This is a genomic window from Mesorhizobium sp. M0715 (assembly GCF_040320355.1).
Classification (GTDB): Bacteria; Pseudomonadota; Alphaproteobacteria; order Rhizobiales; family Rhizobiaceae; genus Mesorhizobium.
This window is the reverse complement of the sequence record NZ_JAMYPL010000005.1, coordinates 1-14,994: the sequence shown is the minus strand read 5'-3', so window position 1 is coordinate 14,994 and position 14,994 is coordinate 1. Positions and strand designations below refer to the sequence as shown.

At 62.0% G+C, this 14,994-nt stretch carries 13 protein-coding genes, 3 tRNA genes and 1 pseudogene; 11 read left to right on the top strand and 6 right to left on the bottom strand.

Features of this window, described 5'->3' with window-relative positions:
- Nucleotides 1-15: 15 nt before the first annotated feature.
- Nucleotides 16-837 (bottom strand): HTH-type transcriptional regulator BhcR, encoded by an 822-nt coding sequence (gene bhcR / locus NKI21_RS07755; RefSeq protein ID WP_127295745.1) that lies wholly within the window; start codon nt 835-837, stop codon nt 16-18.
- A gap of 214 nt (nt 838-1,051) precedes the next feature.
- Between bhcR and gcl the strand changes: the two genes are divergently transcribed.
- From gcl to NKI21_RS07740, 3 genes are read left to right on the top strand one after another with little or no spacing between them, the layout of a single operon-like run.
- Nucleotides 1,052-2,833 (top strand): glyoxylate carboligase, encoded by a 1,782-nt coding sequence (gene gcl / locus NKI21_RS07750; RefSeq protein WP_352439967.1) that lies wholly within the window; start codon nt 1,052-1,054, stop codon nt 2,831-2,833.
- 10 nt (nt 2,834-2,843) lie between these two features.
- A complete protein-coding gene (gene otnI, locus NKI21_RS07745) occupies nt 2,844-3,641 on the top strand; it encodes a 2-oxo-tetronate isomerase (protein ID WP_352439968.1) in 798 nt (265 codons plus the stop codon).
- 42 nt (nt 3,642-3,683) lie between these two features.
- On the top strand, nt 3,684-4,601 hold the full coding sequence (locus tag NKI21_RS07740; RefSeq protein WP_352439969.1) for a 2-hydroxy-3-oxopropionate reductase: 918 nt from the start codon (nt 3,684-3,686) through the stop codon (nt 4,599-4,601).
- A gap of 209 nt (nt 4,602-4,810) precedes the next feature.
- On the opposite strand, the gene rlmB is transcribed toward NKI21_RS07740, so the two are convergent.
- Nucleotides 4,811-5,659, bottom strand: a complete 849-nt coding sequence (rlmB, locus tag NKI21_RS07735) for a 23S rRNA (guanosine(2251)-2'-O)-methyltransferase RlmB (protein ID WP_352439970.1) — start codon at nt 5,657-5,659, stop codon at nt 4,811-4,813.
- Nucleotides 5,660-5,857: 198 nt separating this feature from the next.
- On the opposite strand from rlmB, the gene NKI21_RS07730 reads away from it, so the two are divergent.
- Nucleotides 5,858-5,942, top strand: a tRNA-Tyr gene (locus NKI21_RS07730).
- Nucleotides 5,943-6,031: 89 nt separating this feature from the next.
- Nucleotides 6,032-6,105, top strand: a tRNA-Gly gene (locus NKI21_RS07725).
- Between the two features lie 74 nt (nt 6,106-6,179).
- Here the strand turns inward: NKI21_RS07725 and NKI21_RS07720 are convergent.
- Nucleotides 6,180-6,644, bottom strand: coding sequence for a YidB family protein (locus NKI21_RS07720; protein WP_352439971.1), 465 nt, complete (start codon nt 6,642-6,644; stop codon nt 6,180-6,182).
- 130 nt (nt 6,645-6,774) lie between these two features.
- On the opposite strand from NKI21_RS07720, the gene NKI21_RS07715 reads away from it, so the two are divergent.
- Nucleotides 6,775-7,032, top strand: coding sequence for a GlsB/YeaQ/YmgE family stress response membrane protein (locus tag NKI21_RS07715; RefSeq protein WP_023812088.1), 258 nt, complete (start codon nt 6,775-6,777; stop codon nt 7,030-7,032).
- A gap of 78 nt (nt 7,033-7,110) precedes the next feature.
- Here the strand turns inward: NKI21_RS07715 and NKI21_RS07710 are convergent, their stop codons facing one another.
- Together NKI21_RS07710 and NKI21_RS07705 are read right to left on the bottom strand one after the other, a co-directional pair.
- A complete protein-coding gene (locus tag NKI21_RS07710) occupies nt 7,111-7,248 on the bottom strand; it encodes a hypothetical protein (RefSeq protein ID WP_164778452.1) in 138 nt (45 codons plus the stop codon).
- Between the two features lie 175 nt (nt 7,249-7,423).
- Nucleotides 7,424-8,311: a DMT family transporter gene (locus NKI21_RS07705; protein ID WP_352439972.1), complete on the bottom strand. Its 888-nt coding sequence runs from the start codon at nt 8,309-8,311 to the stop codon at nt 7,424-7,426.
- 312 nt (nt 8,312-8,623) lie between these two features.
- Between NKI21_RS07705 and tuf the strand changes: the two genes are divergently transcribed.
- From tuf to NKI21_RS07685, 4 genes are all read left to right on the top strand, one after another.
- A complete protein-coding gene (gene tuf, locus NKI21_RS07700) occupies nt 8,624-9,799 on the top strand; it encodes an elongation factor Tu (RefSeq protein WP_095090666.1) in 1,176 nt (391 codons plus the stop codon).
- Between the two features lie 155 nt (nt 9,800-9,954).
- Complete coding sequence (locus tag NKI21_RS07695; RefSeq protein WP_023814282.1) at nt 9,955-11,610, top strand: COG3904 family protein; 1,656 nt, start codon at nt 9,955-9,957, stop codon at nt 11,608-11,610.
- 101 nt (nt 11,611-11,711) lie between these two features.
- The gene (locus tag NKI21_RS07690) at nt 11,712-12,194 is read left to right on the top strand and encodes a group II truncated hemoglobin (protein ID WP_023814283.1); all 483 of its coding nucleotides are present in this window, start codon (nt 11,712-11,714) and stop codon (nt 12,192-12,194) included.
- Between the two features lie 138 nt (nt 12,195-12,332).
- Nucleotides 12,333-12,408: transfer RNA gene (locus NKI21_RS07685), tRNA-Trp, on the top strand.
- 343 nt (nt 12,409-12,751) lie between these two features.
- Here the strand turns inward: NKI21_RS07685 and NKI21_RS07680 are convergent.
- Nucleotides 12,752-13,831 (bottom strand): LacI family DNA-binding transcriptional regulator, encoded by a 1,080-nt coding sequence (locus tag NKI21_RS07680; RefSeq protein WP_023814284.1) that lies wholly within the window; start codon nt 13,829-13,831, stop codon nt 12,752-12,754.
- Between the two features lie 215 nt (nt 13,832-14,046).
- Here NKI21_RS07680 and NKI21_RS07675 point away from each other — a divergent pair.
- Nucleotides 14,047-14,888: pseudogene (locus NKI21_RS07675) on the top strand (ABC transporter substrate-binding protein).
- Nucleotides 14,889-14,994: the final 106 nt, after the last annotated feature.

Below are 14,994 nucleotides of genomic sequence, written 5' to 3'. Positions count from 1 at the left end.
GAAACGATCGGACCGTCAGGTCGCCCTGATGCCGCCGATCATCCGGGTCACCTCGGCCGCGGCATCGCGCACCAGCGGGCCGATCTCGGCCAGCCGCTCCGGCGTCACCCGCACCGTTGGCCCCGACACCGAAACGCCGCCAATCGGCTCGCCGAATTCGTTGAAGATGGCGGCCGCCACGCAGCGCATGCCGGGATGCCGCTCCTCGTCGTCGACCGACCAGCCGCGCAGCTTGATCCGCGCCAGATCGTGGGCAAGCGCTGAAATGTCGGACAGCGTCCTGTCGGTGAAGCGCTGCAGTCCGGCCTTGCGCAGGATGGTTCCGACGCGCTCCGGCTCGAGATGCGCCAGCACCGCCTTGCCGATGCCCGACGCATGGAACGGGCTGCGCGTGCCCGGCCGGAAGAAGGCGCGGATCGCCTGGTGCGTCTCGACCTGGCTGACGAAGACCACGCAATCGTCCTCGGCGACGCCGAGATTGGCGGTCTCGCCGGTTCTTTCCATCAGCTCCTGCATGACGACACGGGCGCGGTCGACCAGTTTGCGGCGGCGCAGGAAGGCCGCGCCCATGCGGTAGGTCTCGACGCCGATCGACCAGAGCTGGTCTGATGTGTCGAATTCGACCATGCCGTGGTTTTGCAGCGTCGTCAGCATGCGATAGGCGGTGGACGCGGCAAGGCCGCTCTGCGCAGAGATCTCGCTCAGCGACAGGCCGCTGCCTTCCGCGACAATGGCCAAGATGCGCAGCGCCCGGTCGAGCGACTGCACCGAGCTGGCCTCCGACGGCCCGTTGAAAGCGCGCGGCCGTCCGCGCTGGCGTTTTTCGGTGGTTTCCATGCAGTCAATCTCGGCCGGTTTCGCCAAATGCACAATGAAAAAGTTTTTCACTACGTTCGCGGGTCGGATTCCTGGAAAACACAAAATCAAATAAAATCAAGAAAGTGACGCCGTTTTCTAGAAATGAAAAAATATTCTGAAAAAATTGAAAAATAACCGGCGTGCTGACATCCTTGGCCAATCCAACAATGACAAACCCGTGGAGGGCTGGAAAATGGCCAGGATGCGCGCTGTCGATGCCGCGGTTCTCGTTCTCGAAAAGGAAGGCATTTCCTGCGCTTTCGGCGTGCCGGGCGCGGCGATCAATCCGTTCTATTCGGCAATGAAGGCCAGGGGCACGATCCGCCATGTGCTTGCCCGTCACGTCGAGGGCGCCTCGCACATGGCGGAAGGTTTCACCCGCGCCAAGGCGGGCAATATCGGCCTGTGCATCGGCACTTCGGGTCCAGCCGGCACCGACATGATCACCGGGCTCTATTCGGCCGCCGCGGATTCCATTCCGATCCTGTGCATCACCGGTCAGGCGCCGCGGGCGCGGCTGAACAAGGAGGATTTCCAGGCCGTCGACATATCAGCCATTGCCGCGCCGGTCGCCAAATGGGCAGTCACCGTCATGGAACCCTATCTCGTCCCCATGGCGCTGCAGAAGGCGTTTCACCTGATGCGCTCGTCACGTCCCGGCCCGGTGCTGATCGACCTGCCGGTCGACGTGCAACTCGCCGAAATCGAATTCGACATCGACGCCTATGAGCCGTTGACGCCGTTCAAGCCGGCCATGACACGCGCCCAGGCCGAAAAGGCGTTGACGATGCTCAACGCCGCCGAAAAGCCGCTGATCGTCGCCGGCGGCGGCATCATCAACGCCGATGCATCGGATCTGCTCATCGAATTCGCCGAAATTTCAGGCGTGCCGGTCATCCCGACCTTGATGGGCTGGGGCGCGATCCCCGACGACCACCGGCTGATGGCCGGCATGTGCGGGCTGCAGACCTCGCACCGCTATGGCAATGCGACGATGCTGGAAGCCGACTTCGTCTTCGGCATCGGCAACCGCTGGGCCAACCGCCACACCGGCTCGGTCGACGTTTATACAAAGGGCAAAAAATTCATCCATGTCGACATCGAGCCGACGCAGATCGGCCGCGTCTTCGCGCCGGATCTCGGCGTCGTCTCGGATGCTGGCGCGGCGCTGAAGATGCTGCTCGACGTCGCCACCGAATGGAAGACGGCGGGCAAGCTGCGCGACTGGTCGATCTGGGCGAAGGAATGCCAGGCCCGCAAGAAGACGATGAAGCGCAAGACGCATTTCGACCAGGTGCCGCTGAAGCCGCAGCGTGTCTATGAGGAGATGAACAAGGCGTTCGGCCGCGACGTCACCTATGTCACCACGATCGGCCTGTCGCAGATTGCCGGGGCGCAGTTCCTGCATGTCTACAAGCCGCGCAACTGGATCAATTGCGGCCAGGCCGGCCCGCTCGGCTGGACCTTGCCGGCTGCCCTTGGCGTTCGCGCCGCCGACCCGGACCGCACCATCGTGGCGCTGTCGGGCGACTATGATTTCCAGTTCATGATCGAGGAACTGGCGGTCGGCGCACAGCACAAATTGCCCTATCTGCATGTCGTCGTGAACAACGCCTATCTCGGCCTGATCCGCCAGGCGCAGCGTGGGTTTTCGATGGATTTCGAGGTCGATCTTGCCTTCGAGAACATCAACCGGTCAGGCGATCCCGAGGCCGGCTATGGCGTCGACCATGTTGCCGTCGCCGAGGCGATGGGCTGCAAGGCGGTCAGGGTGCGCAAGCCCGAAGAGTTCGCCGGTGCCTTCAAGGAAGCGCAGCGGCTGATGAAGGAGCACCGGATTCCGGTCGTTCTCGAATTCATCCTCGAACGCGTCACCAACATCTCCATGGGTACCGAGATCGACAAGATCACTGAATTCGAGGAGCTTGCCGAACATCAGGAAGATGCGCCGACGGCGATTGTGATGTTGGATTAGGAGAAAAAGAATGCCGCGTTTTTCAGCCAATCTGTCGATGCTCTTTGGCGAGCATGAGTTCCTCGACCGTTTCGATGCCGCCGCCCGCGCCGGCTTCAAGGCCGTCGAATATATCGGCCCCTATGACCATGCCCCCGATGTCGTCGCGGCCCGGTTGAAGAAGAACGGCCTGACCCAGGTGCTGTTCAATCTTCCAGCCGGCGACTGGGGCAACGGCGAACGCGGCATTGCGGTGCTGCCGGACCGTGTGCCGGAATTCCGCCAGGGCATCGCCAAGGCGATCACCTACGCGCAGGCGCTCGGCTGCCAGCAGGTCAATTGCCTGGCCGGCATCGCGCCGGCCGCCGCCGACCGCAAGGTGCTGGAGGATGTCTTTGCCGAAAACCTCGCCTTCGCGGCGGAGAAGCTGGAGCAGGCCGGCATCAGGCTGCTGATCGAGCCGATCAACACGCGCGATATTCCGGGCTTCTTCCTCAACTATTCCGATCAGGCCTTGGCGCTGATCGATCGCGTCGGCTCGAAAAACCTGTTCCTGCAATACGACATCTATCACATGCAGATCATGGAGGGGGATCTCGCCAGGACCATCGAGGCTAACCTTGGCCGCATCGCGCATATCCAGCTTGCGGATAATCCCGGCCGTCACGAGCCGGGGACGGGTGAGATCAATTATCCCTTCCTCTACGAGCATATCGACCGCATTGGTTATTCCGGCTGGGTCGGGGCGGAATACAAGCCGAAAGCGGGTACGGAGGCCGGGCTGGGGTGGTTCAACGAACTGGCCGGGCAGGGAAGTGCTGCGGCGTAAGCACTAGAGGGGGCGTTTCACACAGTCATTTGGAGAACCACAATGGAAACCATCGGCTTCATCGGCCTCGGCATCATGGGCGCGCCGATGGCGGGGCATCTGCTGGACGCGGGTTACAAGGTCATCGCCAGCGACCATCGCTCCAAGCCGCCGGCCGATATCGTCGCCAAGGGGCTGAAGTCAGTTACCGGCCATGCCGCCGTTGCCAAGGCTGCCGACATCATCATCACCATGGTGCCCGACACGCCGCAGGTCGCCGACGTGCTGTTCGGCGACAACAGCGTCGCGTCCGGCCTGTCGAAGGGCAAGCTGGTCATCGACATGAGCTCGATTTCGCCGATCGAGACCAAGGTGTTCGCAAAGAAGATCAACGATCTCGGCTGCGACTATCTCGATGCGCCGGTCTCGGGCGGCGAGGTCGGTGCCAAGGCGGCGTCGCTCACCATCATGGTCGGCGGCGAGGAAAAGCCTTTCGAGCGCGCCAAACCCGTCTTCGAGAAGATGGGCAAGAACATCACCCTGGTCGGGCCGAACGGGGTTGGCCAGACCACCAAGGTGGCCAACCAGATCGTCGTTGCGCTGACCATTGAAGCCGTCGCCGAAGCGCTTGTTTTTGCGTCGAAAGCCGGCGCCGATCCGGCCAAGGTCAGGCAGGCGCTGATGGGCGGGCTGGCGGCTTCGCGCATTCTGGAAGTGCATGGCGAGCGCATGGTCAAGCGCACCTTCGCGCCTGGTTTCCGCATCGAACTGCACCAGAAGGATCTGAACCTCGCGCTGGAGGGCGCGAAGGCGCTCGGCGTTTCCTTGCCCAACACCTCGACGACTCAGCAGCTGTTCAATTCCTGCGCGGCCAATGGCGGCGCCAAGGAGGATCATTCGGCGCTGGTCAGGGCGCTGGAGCGGATGGCCAATTTCGAGGTCGGCAGCGAGGCAGCCGACGCCAGGGGCAAAGCGGCATAGGTCAGGAGAGGGCGGCGCAACGTTCCCAAGCCGCAAACTCCTGGCCCGTCGAAGAACGGGTTTCAGCGTCTGTCGGAACCCGTTTCTCGTTTCGAGATATTTTTGGCTTAGAGCATTCCACCGTTTCACGGAAATGGCGAAATGCTCTAACTCTTTGTTTTGACGCAATTCTGGAAGGAAAACCGCTTCACACTTTTCCTAGAATTGCTCTAGCCGCGCTTCAAAAATGTCCGCGCCACGTAAAGGCTGATCGCCGCGGCATTCGACACGTTGAGCGAATGGATGGCGCCGGGCATGTCGAGCCGCGCCAGCGTGGTCACCGTCTCGCGCGTCTTCTGGCGCAGGCCCTTGCCTTCGGCGCCCAGCACCAGGGCGATCTTTTCTCCGGCAAAGCTCTTTTCGAGTTCGGCCGGCGCGTCCGAATCAAGTCCGATGGTGCGGAAGCCGGCCTCGTGCAGCTGGCCGAGTGCGTCGGCGAGGTTCTTCACCTCGATCTGGTCGATGTGCTCCAGCGCGCCGGAGGCGGATTTCGCCAGCACGCCCGATTCCTGCGGGCTGTGGCGGGCTGTGGTGATCAGCGCGCCGGCGCCGAAGGCGACCGCCGAGCGCAGGATAGCGCCGACATTGTGCGGGTCGGTGATCTGGTCGAGCACCAGCACCAGCTTCGCGTCGCCAAGCGCATCGAGCCGCTTGGCTTTCAGCGGCTCGGCCTCGATCAGCACACCCTGATGCACGGCGTCCGACCCAGTGATCTTGTCGATGTCCCTGGGTTCGACCAGTTCCGTCTTGAAGGGCAGGGCGGCGAGATCGGCGATTTCCAGTCGCTCGGCCGCGTTGCGCGTCACCAGCATCTTCCTAATCTTGCGGCGCGGATTGTCGAGTGCGGCGCGCACGGTGTGCAGGCCGTAGAGCCGCACCAGGCCATCCGCGGCATTTTCGCCCGGCGGAACCGGCTGTCGGGGCCGGAACGCCGGCGCGCCGCCGCTTTTCTCGTCGCGATAGGCGCGGCGCAGCTTGGCGTAATGGGTGTCTTTGGGGGTGTTGGTTTTATCGCTCATGGCTGGCTTCTATAGCTGTCTCCTCCGGCCAAGGATATGGCCCGCCGTCACAGCCGGCGAACAGAAACGAAAAACCATGGTTGCGCGGTTGACACCCAATGGGCTTGCCGCCATAAGGCGCTGCGCTGGTTTCGGAGAACACATAACTCGGGTCCGGATCGGCGTGAATGCCTCGTTGCATGGCTCCGGCGGCAGACTGGAGAGGTGCCCGAGTGGTTAAAGGGGACGGACTGTAAATCCGTTAGCTTAGCTTACGTTGGTTCGAATCCAACCCTCTCCACCACTGCCGGCCCGGAAGCCCTGAAACGTGACAAGAATCGGACCGAAAAGTGCATGGCGCTTTTCGGATGAATCCGGTACTTGAGGAACGGCGCGGGTATAGCTCAGTGGTAGAGCAGCAGCCTTCCAAGCTGAATATGCGGGTTCGATTCCCGCTACCCGCTCCAGACACTCATCCCATCCGGCAAGTCGAAACACTGCGCACGAGGCGCAGCGCTCCAATTGTGGTGGCTGCGCCGCGTCAGCTGTTGAACGCGGTGGCGACCTGGTGCTGCTGCGGCACCTGGCCGTTCGGCGTCAGCCTGTCGACGATGCCGGGCAGGGCGGTGGACAGTTGCTTGAGCAGTTCCTGCTCGTCCAGCCCGGTCCGTTGCGCGATCTCGCGAATGATCTGCGGTCCGATCGCGGCGCCAAGATCGTTGGCGTTGATCGGCTGGTTCTGCCCGGTGCCGACCCAGGAGTCGGCGGCATTACCGTGGCCGGCATTTCTGAGCTTGTCGAGCAGACCGCCCAATCCGCCAGCCAGGCCACCATCGGCGGATGTGGTTTCCGTCGGGACGGGGGCGGTCGGAGCGGGCGCGGGAGACTGCTCTGGCTCTTCGGCACTTCTGCCGCTCAGCATCTTGCCGACCAGCAATGCGCCGAGCGCGATCATCAGGGGTTTGGTGATGTTGCCGCCGGGAACGGCATTGTCAAAAAGTCCCATAGTGGATCCTCCATAGCGACCAAGCCCGTCCCATCTTCAACAATGAAGTATTCGGGCGGAATTTCAAGCTGGCTTGAGGTTTTGACAATCCTATGAAAATGTCGGCTGGCGAGGGGATGGAGAGGAAAAAATGGGTATCATCAGTTGGATCATTCTGGGCGCCATTGCCGGCTTCCTGGGCAGCAAGATCGTCAACAAGACCGGCCAGGGCCTGATCATGGATATCGTCCTCGGCATCGTCGGCGCCATTGTCGGCGGTGTGATCTGCAGCCAGATCTTTGGCGTGGGTGTCACCGGTCTCAACATCTCCAGCCTGATCGTCGCGGTGGTTGGAGCGGTGGTCGTGCTGTGGGCCTACCATCAGTTCAGCGCAAGGCGGACGCTTTAGGCGCCTGCGGGGTCGACCGACGTTTCGAAGTCCTGCTGAGGCAAGACCGGCTTCGGGCCGGTACGTGCAGAGGCTCGTCTATGGCATCAGCACTGCATCGGCGGCGACGAAAAAGATCAGCGTTCCCGCGATGAACACCGCCCAGCCGACAAGCGACTTGCGGATAGCGGCCTTGTGCTCGGCGTCGGAGCTCTTGTTCTGGTCAAAATCGGTCACGGGGAACTCCCTTGGCTGATTGATCATCTCGTCGTCGATCGAACTATGCTTCGCCGATTAGACGATCTTTTTCGGCGCGGCAACTGCTCATCCGCGCATGCGTGGATGCGGAGGCTCCAGGTCTTTGTTTATGCATGTCGTTCTCCCAAATCCGGGGCACTTTGGGCGACATGCATCAGGCGACGACGGCCAGCCGGCGCTGACGCTGATCCAGCGACACGATGGTCAGCCCGCTGCCGACCACCAGCAGGATGCCACAGATCGCCAGTGTGTTTGGGAATTGCCCGAACACCAGCAGGCCCGAAATCACCGCCCAGACGGTGAAGCAATAATAGAACGGTGCCACGGCGCTGGTCGGTCCGACGCGATAGGCCATGAAGATGAAGAAATGGCCGAAGATCAGGAAAAATCCAGCACCCGCCATCAGCAGCAGGTGATGTGCCCCGGGCATGACCCAGCGCTCTGAAACCAGATGCGCGGCGCCGGCGCCGATCAGCACCACCACGACTGCGGAAATCGCCACGATCATCCCCGGCACCTCGACCGCGACCCGCCGACCGGCAAGGTCGCGCGCCGCCGCAAATGTGGCATTGCCGAGCGCCAGCAAGGCGTAGACCGAAATGCCTTGCATGCTCGGCTGCGCCACCATCAGCGCTCCGACGAAGCCGAGCCCGATCAGCGCCATGCGCCGGCCGCCGATCCGCTCGCCAAACAGGATCGAGGAGCCGACCAGCATCAAGAGCGGCGTGATCTGGCCGAGCGCGGTGGAATCGGCAATCTGCATATTGGCGAGCGCGATCACATAGCAAAGGATCGCCGCCAGCTCGAGCATGTTCCGGCTCAGTACGCGCTTGTCGAAGATCAGCGGGATCTGCTTGCCGTAGCCCAGCGCGAACAACAGCGGGAAGCCCCAGAGCGCAGCCGCGGCACCCCGCAGAAACAGCACTTCGTAGGACGGCAGGCCTGCCGTCGCGAGTTTCATCATCGTGTCGTTGACGAGATACGATCCCGTCGAGACGATCATGAACAGCGGGCCGCGGATAGAGGCAGGGATGAAATGCATCTGGCCACAAGATCAGAGGCGGGTGGTGGCGGCAATGGTCCATGGCCTGGCCATGAATCAGACAGGGCCGGGCAAGCAAGCCAGCGCTTTCGCGGCCTCGATCGGTCGGCCCGCTACCCCTTCATTTTGCCCAGAGCCTTCCTATATCTTCGTCATATCCCCGCAATCGGATCGATGGTTCGGACTGAGTGAGACGGCACCCGGCCAAAAGACGCTTGTGTTTTTTGGCCTTTGTCGCTAATCGCCCCGCATTCGACTGAACTGAAGGTCTTCGACCGAACTGAAGATCCGGGCCGTCCAAGGAAAGAGACAATGGCAAAAGGTAAATTCGAGCGTAACAAGCCTCACGTGAACATCGGCACGATTGGCCACGTCGACCATGGCAAGACGTCGCTGACGGCGGCGATCACCAAGTATTTTGGCGAATACAAGCGCTACGACCAGATCGACGCTGCCCCTGAAGAAAAGGCGCGCGGCATCACGATCTCGACGGCGCACGTCGAATACGAGACGGCTGCCCGCCACTACGCTCACGTCGACTGCCCCGGCCACGCCGACTATGTGAAGAACATGATCACCGGTGCCGCGCAGATGGACGGCGCGATCCTGGTCGTGTCGGCTGCCGACGGTCCGATGCCGCAGACCCGCGAGCACATCCTGCTGGCCCGTCAGGTCGGCGTGCCGTCGATCGTGGTGTTCTTGAACAAGGTCGACCAGGTCGACGACGCCGAGCTGCTCGAACTGGTCGAGCTCGAGGTTCGCGAGCTTCTGACCAAGAACGAGTTCCCCGGCGACGACATTCCGATCGTCAAGGGTTCGGCTCTGGCTGCCCTGGAAGACAGCGACAAGAAGATCGGTGAAGACGCGATCCGCGAGCTGATGGCTGCGGTCGATGCCTACATCCCGACGCCGGTTCGTCCGCTCGACAAGCCGTTCCTGATGCCGATCGAAGACGTGTTCTCGATCTCGGGCCGCGGCACGGTCGTGACCGGCCGCGTCGAGCGCGGCGTGGTCAAGGTCGGCGAGGAGCTGGAGATCATCGGCATCCGTCCGACGACCAAGACGACCTGCACGGGCGTGGAAATGTTCCGCAAGCTGCTCGATCAGGGCCAGGCTGGCGACAACATCGGCGCGCTGCTGCGCGGCGTTGATCGCGAAGGTGTCGAGCGCGGTCAGGTTCTGGCCAAGCCGGGCACGGTGAAGCCGCACAAGAAGTTCGTGGCCGAAGCCTACATCCTGACCAAGGACGAAGGTGGCCGTCACACGCCGTTCTTCACCAACTACCGTCCGCAGTTCTACTTCCGCACGACGGACGTGACCGGCATCGTGTCGCTGCCGGAAGGCACCGAGATGGTGATGCCGGGCGACAACATCACGGTCGATGTCGAGTTGATCGTGCCGATCGCCATGGAAGAGAAGCTGCGCTTCGCTATCCGTGAAGGCGGCCGCACCGTCGGTGCCGGCATCGTCGTCACCATCAAGGAATAATCGAGCCCGGCATTTGCCGGATCGACAAGAAAAGGGCGGTCTTCGGGCCGCCCTTTTTTGTTTGCCGGGCTATCGGCTACCGCCCTGTCGCTCGACCCTGTTGCAAGCCCTTGGACCTCGTCTAGTATAGGTTGCATCAAGGGGCTTTTTGCAGAATGGTTTCAGGGCGCCTTCACCGTTGTCGGGCATTGTGGTCGCTGGCCTTGATCTGCCTGCTGGCATTGCTTGCCGCGGGCCCGGTAGCCTTTGCGGCGGATGCGGCGCCGGATCTTGGGCCGACGATGCGGTTCGGCATTGTCCGCAGCAACGCACCGGGGTGCGAGCCGATCTGCCCGGAATGGATATCGGCCGAGGGCTCCATAGAAGCCGGCACGCCGGCACTCTTCAAACGCATGCTGAAGACGCTTGGCGGGCGGAAACTGCCTGTTGTCGTGGATTCTCCCGGCGGCAATGTCGAGGCGGCGCTGACGCTTGGCCGGCTGATCCGCAAGAACAAGCTCGATATCGCCATCGGCAAGACGGTGTTTTCCAGCTGCCAGCCCGGTGCGAAGGGATGCCAGGACCGTGACGCCCGCTACTTCGGCGATGTCATCGACTATGGCGCCATGTGCAATTCCGCCTGTCCTCTGATGTTTGCCGGCGGTATCAGGCGGGTGGCCGGCGAATGGGCCTATCTCGGCGTCCATCAGATCACCACGACCTACATCCGCACGAAATTGCAATACCGCACCACCTACCGCATCGTGGGGGGCAAGAAGAAGATCCTCAACACAAAGATCGTCAGCCGCAAGAACGCCGGCAGCTACAAGACCTACGAGATGAGCAAGTCGGTGGAGAAAAAGCTGGCGGCCTATCTCAACCAGATGGGCATCGAACAAGGCATGCTCGAAACGATGAAGGGCACGCCGGCCAGCGAAATTCACCAGATCGCCCTCGACGACATGCTGGCGATGAAGCTGGTCACCAGCACGGACGCTGTAGGCCTGTTGACCGCGGCAAGCCTGTGCGAGCCCGGCCGCCTGGCCACGAATTGCCGGGAAATGCCGGGGGACAAGCCTGATGGCCTGACGGCGACCGCGGCCAAGCCTGCTCCGCCGGCGATCGAACCCGAGCCGGCGCGACACGATGAAGAGCGGCGCGATGAAGACATGCGCTTCGTCGTCGTTCGCGGCACCAATCCGCTCTGCAATCCAGACTGCCCGGAATGGATCTCGGCGGAAGGCGCGATCACTCCCCAGACCCCGCAGAAGCTGCGCCAATTGCTCGCCACGCTCGGCAAACGGCAACTGCCTGTCGTGGTCAGTTCGAGGGGAGGCGACCTGTTCAGCGCCCTGGCGGCGGGACGGCTAATCCATGAAAGGAAGCTCGACGTCGCGGTTGGCCGCACCGATTTCGTCGGCTGTGACCCGGGAGCGTGGAATTGCCTGGCCAAAGAGGGCGCCTATGCCGGGCTGAGCATCGATGCGGGCGTGGAGTGCGATTCGGCCTGCGCGCTGATGCTTGCCGGCGGCATCAAGCGGCTTGTCGGTCCCCAGGCGCGACTTAGCCTCTACCTGATGGGGCAAAAGCAGATGGTCAAGGCCTATCTCGACGAGATGGCGATCGCTCCCGCCCTGTTCGCGGCGATCGAGCGTCGCTCGGTCGAGCGCCGGCTGGAACCCGGCATGATGCTGAAGGTCGGACTGACGACGAGCCTGCAATCGGTCGACGCGCTGACCGGCGCCACCATTTGCGAGGCGGTGCCAAGACCCGAGAATTGCCGGATCCGGCCCTCCGCCAATGCCGAGGCTGACGCGCCGGCCAAATTGTAGACCGCGGCGAAGCCGGAACTGGCCATCGAGGCAGGTTGAGACACTTCCGATTGTTCCGCTATCGTCGCTGCTGGCGGCGCCAGGCAGGCGGAGGATCGAGAATGAGCCAGGATATCCCGACCCTCTACGAATGGGCCGGCGGCGGCGAGGCCCTGAACCGGCTGACCCAGACTTTCTACGACAAGGTGGCGCAGGACCCGATCGTCGGGCCGGTGTTCAAGACCATGTCGCCGGATCATCCCGCCCATGTCGCGGCCTTCATCGGCGAGGTTTTCGGCGGGTCAAAAACCTACAGCGAGCAGTTCGGTGGCCACCGCGAGATGGTCATGCACCATCTGGGCAAGCATCTGAGCGAGGAGCAGCGCCGCCGCTGGATTAGCCTCCTGGCCGATGCAGCCGACGCGGTCGGCCTGCCTGACGATCCGGAATTCCGTTCGGCCTTCATGGGCTATGTCGAATGGGGATCGCGTCTGGCCAAGATGAACTCCAATCTCGGCGAGACGTGCGATCCCGAGACGGAACCGATGCCGGCCTGGGGCTGGGGCGTGCCGGGCGGACCCTATCGGCCGCTGAAAACAAAGTAACCTCTCGCCGAACGAGCTGGTCGTCAGCTGTCCCGATTTCTGGCGCAGGGGGGGTGAAGGTACGTTTGCTTGCAAACCACCCTTTACAGAGCGTGCGGAAGCTTTTAGGAAGCGCCTGCTGCGCCGACATGCGCACGTACGGGCATAGCTCAGTTGGTAGAGCGGCGGTCTCCAAAACCGCAGGTCGTAGGTTCGAGCCCTGCTGCCCGTGCCATTTCCAAAGGGAAATCAGGCACTTAGAAATAGCGCTACTCGGTTGAGAAGCCAAAACGACTGCTGCACATCTATTGCACGGACATGCACGTCCGCGGGCAGCGTCCGACGGTGGCGTAAAATCACACGATTCTGGTGGGCAACTTCACCGTAACGACAGCCTGGTTTGGCGCTGCTCGAGGTTCCACAAAGGTAAAAATTGGCGGGTTGGCACCAAGGAAGCTGGCTTGGCTCGAGTCGAGATTTGCTCCTTTGGTCCGAAGGATGCGGGCGCAGAATACAAACCATCCGACGCTCGGGCATAGGCTTCCATGCTATGCTTTGGACCGCTCGGCTTTGAGAATCTACAGCTTGTAGGCAGCAGGCGGACCAACGGATCCGCGTTCGATGATTGTGGTCGGCAGAATGAGCCTTTCAGCTGGCCGTGCTTCGCCCTTCAAGCGGCGGATGAGCAGTTCCGCGACGCTTTTGCCCAGCGCATAGACGGGCTGGTCGACGACGGTGATGGGCGGGGTCGTGACGCTCGTCCAGTCCGCGTCATGGAAAGTGATGAGCGAGATGTCTTGTGGAATGCGCAGCCCGCGCTGGCGCATGACCTTGAAGATCTCCAGGGCTATGAGACTGTCGGAGGCAAGGATTGCGGTCGGTCGATCTGGCCCCGACAGCAGTTTGTCGGCGAGCTTTCGCGTCTCGTCGGGGCTTGTCGCGCCAAGGCGAATATGACGTTCCGGTCGATCAATTCCGGCGTCCCGGCACACCTTGAGAAAGCCGTCGATGCGCTCACGGACCGATGAGGTGTAGATTTGTCCTAGGTCGCGATACTCATTGCCTTCGGCGTCAACCGCGGTCACATAGGCGATTTTGCTGTGGCCGGCGTCGACAAGGATACGGGTCGCCCGCATGGCGATGTCTCGATCGTCAACCGTAACCGTGTCGACATCGAGATCAGGCAGCGCCCGGTCAAGCAGGGCAAGCGGCCGGCCTGAACGGTGGATGTCGCGCAGGTGTGAGATGTCACGCGATTCCGACGGCGTGACGATCAGTCCGTCGACGCGCTTGCCGATCAACAGCCGCACAGCTGCCCTTTCCGCGTCGATCCGCTCGCCGGAGTTGGCCAAGATGACGTTGAAGCCAGCCGCCCTTGCCGCGTCGCTGATTCCACGCACCGCCAGGCTGAAGAACGGGTTTTCGATGTCTCCGACCACCACGCCGATGATGCCGGACCTGCCGGTCGTCATGCTTCGGGCCAGTTCGTTCGGACGGTAGTCAAGGGCCTTGGCGGCGGCCATGACATTGGCGCGGATCGTGTCGCTGACGACACCGTATCCGCCGAGCACGCGCGCGGCCGTCGCTTTGGACACATTGGCCACTCGGGCGACATCGCTGACCGTTATCGACTGGGTCTTGGGTGCGGTTCTTTTCATTGGATGAACGACTACAAGAGTTGTTGACGGAAGGTCAATCTGGCGATAACGATTATCAAAGAGACCGGTCTCAATCAATAAGAGACCGGTCTCTTTTAGAAAATTGCGGGCCGAGAGGCGCATGCCGCGGTCGCGGCGGCGGGCGATGTCAAGCGTGGGATTGCCGGCTCGACGTCAATACCAAGAAGAACAGACCTTCAGAGTGGAGAGAAGACATGAGCAGGATAGGAATTCTCAAGTCGTTGATGTCACCGGTCCGGGCCGGCGCAATGGCTCTTATGGCTGTGTGCATCGGCGCGGGTTTTGTTTCCGGAGCAGCCGCCGCGGATGACAATCCCTATGGTCTTATTGATGCGAAAGTCATCAGCGTTGGTACCATGGGTGATGCCAAGCCTACGCTTTCACCCAGGCGGACGGCACATTCACCGGGTTCGACATCGAATTGTTCCGCAACGTCGCGAGCCGCCTTGGCTTCAAGCCGGACCAGGTGATCTTCACCGGTCAGGAATTCTCGGCGCTGATGCCTTCGGTTGCCAACGAGCGCTTCGATGTCGCGGTCGCGGCAATCGGCACGACGGAAGCGCGTAAGAAGACCGTCGACTTTTCCGACGGGTATCTTGCAGGCTATCTCTCCGTGCTTACGTCAGACAAGGCGATCACGTCGGCCGACGGGCTCAAGGGCAAGCGTCTTGGCGTCGTGCAGGGTACGCTGCAGGAAATCTATGCGGCGAAGAATTTTGTCGGGACTGATCTCGTCAAATTTCCTGACAACAATTCGGCCGTCTCGGCGCTCAACAATGGCACGGTCGACGCTCATTTCCTCGATTACGAGGCAGCCAAGGACTATGGCGTTCGTTATCCGGACTTGAAGATCGCGGTTAACATCCCGTCCTTCGACGCGCCGGCAGGCTTCGTCTTGCGCAAGGGCAACGACAAGCTTCGCGATGCGCTGAACACCGCCCTGCATGCGGCCATGCAGGACGGCACCTGGAAGACGCTTTATGAGAAGTGGTTCCCAGGCTCGCCGATGCCCGATCAATACCTCCCCAAGAAGTAACCGCACCCGGGGGCCCCCCGTTGTGGCGGGCGCCCCCCCCACCCCCGCCCCCGGAGAGGTTGGGAGAAGAGCGCGGAGGAACCCCAAACGGGCCCGAAAAACAAGG

Bases quoted from the DNA above. Each gene is read 5' to 3' on its own strand.
- bhcR (WP_127295745.1), bottom strand. From the start codon at position 837: ATGGAAACCACCGAAAAACGCCAGCGCGGACGGCCGCGCGCTTTCAAC.
- gcl (WP_352439967.1), top strand. From the start codon at position 1,052: ATGGCCAGGATGCGCGCTGTCGATGCCGCGGTTCTCGTTCTCGAAAAG.
- otnI (WP_352439968.1), top strand. From the start codon at position 2,844: ATGCCGCGTTTTTCAGCCAATCTGTCGATGCTCTTTGGCGAGCATGAG.
- NKI21_RS07740 (WP_352439969.1), top strand. From the start codon at position 3,684: ATGGAAACCATCGGCTTCATCGGCCTCGGCATCATGGGCGCGCCGATG.
- rlmB (WP_352439970.1), bottom strand. From the start codon at position 5,659: ATGAGCGATAAAACCAACACCCCCAAAGACACCCATTACGCCAAGCTG.
- NKI21_RS07720 (WP_352439971.1), bottom strand. From the start codon at position 6,644: ATGGGACTTTTTGACAATGCCGTTCCCGGCGGCAACATCACCAAACCC.
- NKI21_RS07715 (WP_023812088.1), top strand. From the start codon at position 6,775: ATGGGTATCATCAGTTGGATCATTCTGGGCGCCATTGCCGGCTTCCTG.
- NKI21_RS07705 (WP_352439972.1), bottom strand. From the start codon at position 8,311: ATGCATTTCATCCCTGCCTCTATCCGCGGCCCGCTGTTCATGATCGTC.
- tuf (WP_095090666.1), top strand. From the start codon at position 8,624: ATGGCAAAAGGTAAATTCGAGCGTAACAAGCCTCACGTGAACATCGGC.
- NKI21_RS07695 (WP_023814282.1), top strand. From the start codon at position 9,955: ATGGTTTCAGGGCGCCTTCACCGTTGTCGGGCATTGTGGTCGCTGGCC.
- NKI21_RS07690 (WP_023814283.1), top strand. From the start codon at position 11,712: ATGAGCCAGGATATCCCGACCCTCTACGAATGGGCCGGCGGCGGCGAG.
- NKI21_RS07680 (WP_023814284.1), bottom strand. From the start codon at position 13,831: ATGAAAAGAACCGCACCCAAGACCCAGTCGATAACGGTCAGCGATGTC.